This is a genomic window from Devosia sp., assembly GCF_041917035.1.
Classification (GTDB): Bacteria; Pseudomonadota; Alphaproteobacteria; order Rhizobiales; family Devosiaceae; genus Devosia_A.
The window spans coordinates 19,025-27,018 of record NZ_JAYRYM010000018.1; the positions used below are offsets into that span (position 1 = coordinate 19,025).

10 protein-coding genes and 1 pseudogene are annotated in these 7,994 nt (G+C 63.0%); 5 read left to right on the plus strand and 6 right to left on the minus strand.

Annotated elements, in window-relative coordinates; all coding sequences use genetic code 11:
- Positions 1–50: 50 nt before the first annotated feature.
- Positions 51–1,385, minus strand: coding sequence for an ATP-binding protein (locus tag ACE3TU_RS03850; protein WP_106750440.1), 1,335 nt, complete (start codon positions 1,383–1,385; stop codon positions 51–53).
- Positions 1,382–2,092: a response regulator gene (locus ACE3TU_RS03855; protein ID WP_106750439.1), complete on the minus strand. Its 711-nt coding sequence runs from the start codon at positions 2,090–2,092 to the stop codon at positions 1,382–1,384. The genes ACE3TU_RS03850 and ACE3TU_RS03855 overlap by 4 nt, the downstream gene beginning before the upstream one ends.
- A gap of 227 nt (positions 2,093–2,319) precedes the next feature.
- Between ACE3TU_RS03855 and ACE3TU_RS03860 the strand changes: the two genes are divergently transcribed.
- A complete protein-coding gene (locus tag ACE3TU_RS03860; RefSeq protein WP_106750438.1) occupies positions 2,320–2,583 on the plus strand; it encodes a hypothetical protein in 264 nt (87 codons plus the stop codon).
- Positions 2,584–2,647: 64 nt separating this feature from the next.
- On the opposite strand, the gene ACE3TU_RS03865 is transcribed toward ACE3TU_RS03860, so the two are convergent.
- On the minus strand, positions 2,648–3,967 hold the full coding sequence (locus tag ACE3TU_RS03865) for an MFS transporter (RefSeq protein WP_106750437.1): 1,320 nt from the start codon (positions 3,965–3,967) through the stop codon (positions 2,648–2,650).
- Positions 3,967–4,242 (minus strand): metal-sensing transcriptional repressor, encoded by a 276-nt coding sequence (locus tag ACE3TU_RS03870; protein WP_106750436.1) that lies wholly within the window; start codon positions 4,240–4,242, stop codon positions 3,967–3,969. The genes ACE3TU_RS03865 and ACE3TU_RS03870 overlap by 1 nt, the downstream gene beginning before the upstream one ends.
- A gap of 108 nt (positions 4,243–4,350) precedes the next feature.
- Between ACE3TU_RS03870 and ACE3TU_RS03875 the strand changes: the two genes are divergently transcribed.
- Positions 4,351–4,701: a hypothetical protein gene (locus tag ACE3TU_RS03875; protein WP_146144848.1), complete on the plus strand. Its 351-nt coding sequence runs from the start codon at positions 4,351–4,353 to the stop codon at positions 4,699–4,701.
- A 91-nt stretch (positions 4,702–4,792) separates the two neighbouring features.
- Positions 4,793–5,113: pseudogene (locus ACE3TU_RS03880) on the plus strand (HupE/UreJ family protein); the annotation flags it as partial.
- Here the strand turns inward: ACE3TU_RS03880 and ACE3TU_RS03885 are convergent.
- Positions 5,080–5,325, minus strand: coding sequence for a helix-turn-helix domain-containing protein (locus ACE3TU_RS03885; protein WP_106750435.1), 246 nt, complete (start codon positions 5,323–5,325; stop codon positions 5,080–5,082). The pseudogene ACE3TU_RS03880 and the gene ACE3TU_RS03885 sit on opposite strands and share 34 nt — an antisense overlap.
- A gap of 105 nt (positions 5,326–5,430) precedes the next feature.
- Here ACE3TU_RS03885 and ACE3TU_RS03890 point away from each other — a divergent pair, with 105 nt between their 5' ends.
- The gene (locus tag ACE3TU_RS03890) at positions 5,431–5,847 is read left to right on the plus strand and encodes a hypothetical protein (RefSeq protein WP_106750434.1); all 417 of its coding nucleotides are present in this window, start codon (positions 5,431–5,433) and stop codon (positions 5,845–5,847) included.
- A 3-nt stretch (positions 5,848–5,850) separates the two neighbouring features.
- Here ACE3TU_RS03890 and ACE3TU_RS03895 read toward each other — a convergent pair whose 3' ends face one another.
- Positions 5,851–7,410 (minus strand): DUF6538 domain-containing protein, encoded by a 1,560-nt coding sequence (locus tag ACE3TU_RS03895; protein WP_245898164.1) that lies wholly within the window; start codon positions 7,408–7,410, stop codon positions 5,851–5,853.
- A 238-nt stretch (positions 7,411–7,648) separates the two neighbouring features.
- Between ACE3TU_RS03895 and ACE3TU_RS03900 the strand changes: the two genes are divergently transcribed.
- The coding region (locus ACE3TU_RS03900) for an Arm DNA-binding domain-containing protein (protein ID WP_374620443.1) at positions 7,649–7,994 on the plus strand (346 nt) is incomplete at its 3' end.

Sequence of the window (7,994 nt, forward strand, 5' to 3'; positions counted from 1 at the left end):
GGGCAGAATTATCCCTCGCAGAAAAGCCCTGTCGGTGCTTTGCGGTTGTGTTACGAAATATTGCGAGCGGGTCCCTGAATCGGCAGGACAATGATCGCCTCGATACCGCCGCCAGCGCGGTTTCGTATCTCCAAGCTGCCATTATGGGCCTGAACGATCTCGCTGGCGATTGTCAGGCCGAGCCCGAAGCCGCCGGTTTCACTATTTCTTGAAGTCTCCAGCCGCACGAAGGGCTCGAACAGCATCGGAATGCTCTCCTCGGGAACCCCCGGTCCTCGGTCGGCAATGACGATCGTTGCGGCATCCTGTCCTCCAGACAAGGAGACCTCGGCACTACCGGCATACTTGATTGCATTCTGCAGGAGATTGGATAGGGCGCGCTTCAACGCCAGCCGCCGTCCCTTGACGACAAGGCTCGGCGGCGACGACAGCAAGACTTCATGCCCCATGTCCATCGCCTCATCGACGATGGACCCGACGAGCGCAGCCAATTCGACAGATTGCACCCCTTCACCGGCGCGGCCACCCTTCAGGTAGCTGAGCGTCGCCTCGATCATTCGCTCCATCTCGTCGATGTCGTGTTCGAGGGCCGTGCGCAGTTCGTCGTCGCCGAGTTCTTCGAGCCGCAACCTAACGCGGCTGAGCGGGGTACGAAGATCGTGGGACACCGCCGCGAGCGCGTGCGTCCGCGCGCGCAGCTGGCCCTGGATTCGCTTCTGCATGTCATTGAAAGCCGTCGCCAGCGTACGGATCTCACGCGGCCCTTCCTCGGGCACGGTCTCCGCCGAAGAGGTGACGTGAAAGGCTCGTGCCGCCGCGGATACACGCTCGAGTGGCCGGGTGAGCCAGCGGATGAAGACGATCGAGATCATCAGGACCGCGAGCGCGACGAGCGTGGTCGTCAGGATGGTCACCCAGGAGCGTGGCGGGTGATAGTGCGGTGCCAGCACGCCGACATTGATCCAGGTGCGGTCCGGCAGCCGCAGGGCAACGATGGCGACATGCAGCGATGCCGTCGGCGAAGCCTCGAGACCGACGAGAATGTCGCCCGGGTCGGTCAACCGCAGCCGCTCGAGCAATTGTTGCTGCAGGCTTTGCCATTCGCTGCCCAACAGTGTGACGACGCGAGGCCGCACCCCCCAATGCGCCTCCACCGCACCGCTCGAAAGGTCGTGGGCGGTCTGGTCCCGCGCTTCATCGGGAAGGTGCGCGAGCGCCTGGTAGATGGAGACGATCCGGTCGGCGAGACGCTCCTGATTGGCGATCGCGGCCTCGCTGGACAAGGTGGATTCGTAGATCCACTGACTGGACAGTTGAACCGCGGCGATGCCGGCAAGGATGATGATGATGGCCCGGCCGACCAGCGAGTCGAGAATGGACGTCAAGCTCGGGTCACCTTGGGGGAAAAAAGGTAGCCCGCGCCGCGCACGGTCTTGATCATGTCCTCACTGCCGGGGCATGACATCAACTTGCTGCGCAGCCGGCTAACCTGGACATCGATAGACCGGTCATAGCCCGTAGAGACTCGGTTGCGCGCGGTATCCAGCAAATGCTCGCGCGTCAGAACGCGCTGTGGTGCCTCGCAGAACGACACCATCAAGTCGTACTCGCTCGACGACAGGTCGATGACCACACCGCGATTGTCGACGAGCTCGCGGCGGCGCGTGTCCAGCGTCCACCCGTCGAAGCAGAACATCCATTTGTCATGGTCACGGGCAGGTTCCGCCATGGTGCGCCTGAGCACGGCCCTGATGCGAGCCGCCAGTTCGCGGGAACTGCAGGGTTTCCCCAGATAGTCATCGGCGCCAAGTTCCAGCCCGACAATCCGGTCCGTTTCCTCCCCACGCGCGGTCAGAATGACGATGGGAATCGAGGACGCCGCACGCAATTCCCGGCAGAGATCGAGGCCACTGGTACCCGGCAGCATCAGGTCGAGCACGACGAGATCCACGTCGGTGTTCGCCAGCACCTCGCGCATTTCGCGCCCATCCCGGGCCCCCGTCACCTTGAATCCCGACTGGCGCAGGAATTTCGACGTCAGCTGACGGATCTCATGATCGTCATCGACGAGAAGAATATGAGGTTCGCTCATGCCTTGTCGGTCTCACGATGGTGGCACCCAGAACATAACGGGCTTCGAATGTCGCGACTTTGCACTGAGGTTTCAGTTTATTGCGGGCGCTGTGCGCGGAAGCACCGTCGGCAACAATTTGCAACGCGGAAGCGTCGATCCGTAATTCTCCGGACAAACCGCTGCAAAGTGGAGGTGCCAGCTTGGCCGGCGCAGATCAACGAGGTCTGCGCCAACAGGAGATAACGATGCAGCGCGTTCTTGTAACGCTTTCATTCCTGGCGCTTTCCGGCGCCGCCATGGCCAACGGCATCTACCCCACGACCCTGTCGCCCGAAGAGCGGGAACGGCACGAATTTCTCGATGTCCAGCGCGGCATCCGCTCCGGCGTCGCGCCGACCGTGCCGTCGGAGATGATCGGCGCCTCCCGTGAATTCGGAAGGCCGGTGAAGCCGTCGCCGTCCGAGGCCCGCAACATCGCTCCGAACGAGAGCGCTGGCGGCAATTTCTGACCGACCGGTCGCCGGAGGCCTCCCACGGGAGGCCTCATGCGGCCCCAGCGCCGCCATACCAGGCTCACGGGCTATGGCGCGCCGGCCAGCGCGGATGCAGATCGTCGATGACGAACGGGTGCGCATGCCGACCGCCGTCGTGACTTCCGGCGAGATGCGGATGATGTGAGGGCAGGTCGGCATGAACATGAGCGACCGTCTCAGTATCGTCGGCAGGCCATAGCGATCGCGCGAGCAGCACAGCAGCCGCCGCGCCGATTGCGAGAAGAGCTGCCGTCGCGGCCAACCCCAGCACCGCGCCGCCCCACCCCGCCAGTGGATAGGCGACGAGCCAGCAGGCATGCGACAGCGCGAACTGGGCGGCGAACAGCGCCGGCCGGTCCTCAGGATGTGCCGACCGGCGCAGCAGCCGTCCCGACGGCGTCTGAGCGGACGAATAGCCGATGCCGATCACGAACCACAGGGGCAGCATCAGGCCAAACGACGGCAGAGCGGAGGCCGCGAGCGTTCCGACGCCGAGAAGCGCTGCACCGGCCAGCATGGTGGTGCGATCCGACAGATGCTCCAGCATGCGCGGCAAAGCCAGCGCTGAGGCCATGGAGCCCGCGCCGAAGGCGGCCAACGCGAGGGCCGTGCTCTGTTGGCCAAGTCCGAAGGACGCCTGCACATAGACCACTGTATTGACGATGATCAGGGCGCCGGCCATGGCCACGGCGAGGTTGATCGCGAGCAGCCCGCGAAGGCGAGGAGTTGAGAGATAGATGCGAATCCCGCGCGTGGTGCGATCATAGATGCCGCGCGGCTGCACCGGCTTCGGGCTAGGCAGCACGACCGACAGCACCAGCGCCGCCGAGAGCAGGAAACCCACGACCGTCCCGGCGAAGAGATTGTGGAACGACAGGAAGGACAGCAGCGCCGCCGCGAGCGCCGGGCTCGCGACACTCTCCAGGTCGTAGGCCAGCCGCGAGAGGGACAGCGCACGCGTGTAGTCCTTCTCATCCGGCAGAATGTCGGGGATCGTCGCCTGGAGCGTCGGCGTGAAGGCCGCCGAGGCCGACTGCAGCATGAAGATCAGGACATAGACCTGCCAGATCTCCGTGACGAAGGGCAGCAGGACCGCGACGCCCGCCCGCACGAGATCGAGCGCCACCAGCATGGCCCGGCGCGGCACACGCTCGGTGAAGGCAGAGGCGATGGGCGCGACCGTGACATACGCGACCATTTTGATGGCCAGCGCCGTTCCCAGCACGGCGCCGGCATTGGGCCCGGCGAGGGAGAATGCCAGCAGGCCGAGGGCTACGGTGGCCAGCCCGGTGCCGACCAGAGCCACGACCTGGGCGAGGAACAGGTGGCGATAGGTCTGATTGCCAAGGACGCCGAGCATCACAGGTACTTCGTGATCTGCTTGAATTCGTCGATCGGCCGACGCTGTTCGGCACCGACATCCCCCACGGTCGCTTCGAGGCAGTGATCGAGGTGATCCTGGATCAACGTCTTCTTCGCCTGGCCGATGGCCTTCTCGACCGCATGGAGCTGCTGGACAATGTCGAGACAGGGCTGCTCCTGCTCGATCATCGCGATGACCTTGCGCAGATGCCCTTCGGCCCGCTTCAGGCGCTTGGCTATATCGGCGTGGTGCGCGTGGACGTGGCTGTTCATGGGCTTTACCTATCCTCGGGGGGAGGATATTGCAACATGGTGTGATTCGGTGGCGGGCGGCGTTGCGCCGCCATATTCCTGCCGATCTGCACCCTCAAAAGGGAAACGATGTCGACGCGCGCCCGACGCCTGATCTGCCTGCTTCTGGCCGTTCTGGTCGGCCTGTCCGGTCCCGCCTTCTGGAGGGGAGCCGGATCGAGCCATGCCGCCACAGCATCAACGATCTCCGCTCCGGGGGAAGGGCATGGCCATTCCCATTCGCACGATCATGACGGCGACAGCAGCCAGTCCATGCCGCACGGGCCGGATCACTCGCATGTCACTCTGGGGCTGGCGCAGCCATCCAACTACGTGATCGGGCCGGTGCGCGTCGCCATACGGCCATTGCGCCACGCAGCGCCGGCGCTGGACGTGGTCATGCCGTTCGAGCGGCCGCCGCGCACCCTTATGCCGCGCTGATCCGGCGCCGGCTGCGGCCGGCTGTTCTCATATCAACTGGAAATCTCCCATGCGAACCTTTCGCCAGGGGAACGCTGCGGCCGCACGCATCATGCTGCGAAGTCTCGGCTTGCCCCTTCTCATCCTCAGCCTCGCCGTCTCTTGGACGAGCGAGGTCCTCGCGCACGCCGTCGCCGAGGGCGACAAGGGCTACATCCAGGAGATGACGGGGGTGCACCTCGCGCCCTTCGTCTATCTCGGCGCCAAGCACATGGTGACGGGATACGACCACCTGCTGTTCCTGGCAGGCGTGATCTTCTTCCTCTACCGCCTCAGGGACATCGGCCTTTACGTGAGCCTGTTTGCCCTCAGGCATTCGACGACGATGCTGCTCGGCGTCTATTTCAACATCGGGATGAACGCGTTTCTCATCGCTCCCGGCTCCATGACCAGATCGATCAGCCTTACGGACAGCGTGGCGGCCAACTTGTCCAGCGTTTGGACGGTCGGATTTTCGACCGCGCGCTCCAGCCTGCCGATGTAGCTTCGGTCTAGGCCCGCATCGACGGCCAGCGCCTCTTGGCTCAGGCCGCGGGGAACGCGGAGCCTTCTCAAATTCCAAGCGACAATCGCTGCCCCATCCATTTCCGGATAGGGCGTCTTTGCAGACTACAAAAACACGCACTGTAAATCCCGGATTAGCAACTTCCTGCGCCCTCGTCCGAATCATGCGCAGGAACGGGGGAGCGCATGTCCGGCAACAACAACACGACTCTGACCATCATCGGCCTCGTGTCGGTGGCAACAATCTTCGGTGCATATGCCTACGAGAAGGGGCTCTTACCCAAGATCGGTGCTTGGTTCGGATCAGGGGTGATCGCTGGACAGATGCCGGTTTGCGAGAGCAGCACGGCCCGCAGCCTTCTCCGCGAGGCGATCGACAAGTCGCCCCGCGCAATCCAGTCCGGGCTGAAGGTCTCGGAGATTGGGACGATCAAGGACTACGCCGAGGACCCATCTCTGGCCGCAAGCACGACGGTGGAGATGCGCTTCTGCCAGGCCACCGTCTTCACCAACGCCGGGAGCGGCCAGGTGCATTTCGTGATGAAGTGGGTGGACCCCGACAAGTCGCGGCTCTGGCTGGAAACGACCGTCTGGACGTTCTGAGCCTTAACCAGCCGGCTCGTTCGTCTTGTCCTTCATGAAGTCCGGAATTTTCTCCAGCTCCCGTAGTAGCGTGCGCATCTCGTACTCACCATAGTGGGCTGAGACATTCTTCCGCCCGTGCCCGGTGATAGCGTCGAGATTGTCGAGGGCGAGGCCATAGCGTCGGCCCAGCGTCTTCAGGCGGTGTCGCCAGCTGTGGTTCGGTGAAAGACGCTCATCCTTGAGCCCGACGGTGGAACGCACCCAACGGCTCAAAATCTTGGTGGCGTTGCCGCCGCGACTGCCGAAGCGATCTGGCTCAAGATCGGCAAACAGCGGCCCTTCCTTGATTGTTGCGGCGAAGGTCAGGAAGCCCTCTGCAATAAGTGCAGGATGCAGTGGCAGGGCCCGCTCAGAGTTGGCGTTCTTCAACGATCCTGCCTCGGCCGCGAAGACCATGCAGGGAATGTCGTGAATAGTCCGGATGTCCTCGGCCCGAAGTTGGCAGAGCTCAGCCACTCGGGCTCCCGAATAGGCCGCGAGGAACGGCACCCACCGGCGCACCGGATCCTTCTCCTTGCGAGCAGCGGCTAACACCACCTTAGCTTCATCATCCGTGTATGAACGCTTCCGCTTGGCCTGAGCGACCTTCACGTTGATGGTGATCCGCTGAGCAACGTTCTCGGTGAGCCGTCGATTGTCCACGGCCCATTGAAGCAGAGCACGCACCGGCGCGAGCTTAGCGTCGCGGATCGTCTTGCTGCTCCTCTCCTTCGCGATCAAATCGTTCTTCCAGGCGACCAGATCGTCCGCGGTCAGTCGCCTCGCATCGTCGTGGCCAAGGAACATCTTTAGAGCGTTCAGAACCCTCTGATACGAGTAGACCGTCCTTTCGACTGGCTTGCGCTCCCGAGCCCAGCCATCGACCAGTTCGCTGAAGGGAAGTGGCTTACTGGCACCTGCCACGATTGTGCGGTTCGCGCCGGATTGACCGACCTTAGTCGGCCCCGGAGGCGCGTCGACACCACGAGCAACATCGCCCCAGCCCAGCTTCGGCAACATCGCCAATGATGCTCGCTGGAGGCCACGGGAAGCGGCTTTCGCGAGTCGAAGCCTACCGTCGTCATCGACCTGTAAGCCACGCTCAGCTGCGAATTCGTCGGCGCACTCGTAGGCGAACCTCCTCATTGATGAATCAGCGTAATCTTCCACTGGCGTCTTCGTGGGTGGGCGCGGTCGCTGGACCTGTGTCCAGAGGTTTTCGAATTCGGAGATGCGCCAGAACGTCTGTTGGCGATCGCGATGGTGCGAAACCCATCGATCGCAAATCTCCTGTTCGAGTTCCGCTATGAGCGCTTCCGTTAGTCCCGGCGCCGCGCCCTTGCGCATCACGGCCCACTCAGCCTCGATCTCGGCGAGCGCCGCGGCGTGAAGGCGCTTCGCTTCCGCTGGATTCTTGGTGCCAAGGGTTTTCTTAATCTCGGTTTTGCCGAGCGCCGCCCTAAGATCGTCGGGCACGCGCTTGCGGAGCCAGTACATGCCAGTGTCGGGATGCTTGAACGGACGAGACATCGAAAGTGCCATGTGGACCACGCGTATGTACTAGTTGCGCGGCACAAGCCCTTGAAAGTCAAGGAACTATTGAAATCACTGACGTTTTGGGATGGTGGCGGACAGGGCGTCTGCCTCCGCCATATCAGGACGTCTCAGGGCGTCTCAAACCCCACGATTTCGCCCGCGATCACGGCGAAACTGTCTGGACACGTCTCAGGCTGTCTCTCACAATCTCAACAACTTTTGTGGGTCGTTCTGTGAGTGGACTGTGGCCAGGCGAGTTGGAATCCTCACTGCATTAGCCGCCAAGAATGCCTCCGGTCCTGGCCTGCTTTCGGACGGTGGGGGCCTCTATCTCCAGATCGGCAAGACCGGCGCCAAGTCCTGGATCTTTCGCTTTATGCTGAGGGGCAAGGCGAGGGCAATGGGTCTAGGAGCGCTGCATACTGTCTCGCTCGCCGAGGCGCGGCAAGCTGCCTTGGATTGCCGGAAGATCCTTCGGGAGGGACGGGACCCGATCGAAGAGCGCAAGGAGCGGCTCAAGGAGGCGAGTGGCAGCGCTCAGCCTACCTTCGCCTGGTGTGCCGAGGAGTACATCAAGAGCCACGAGGCCG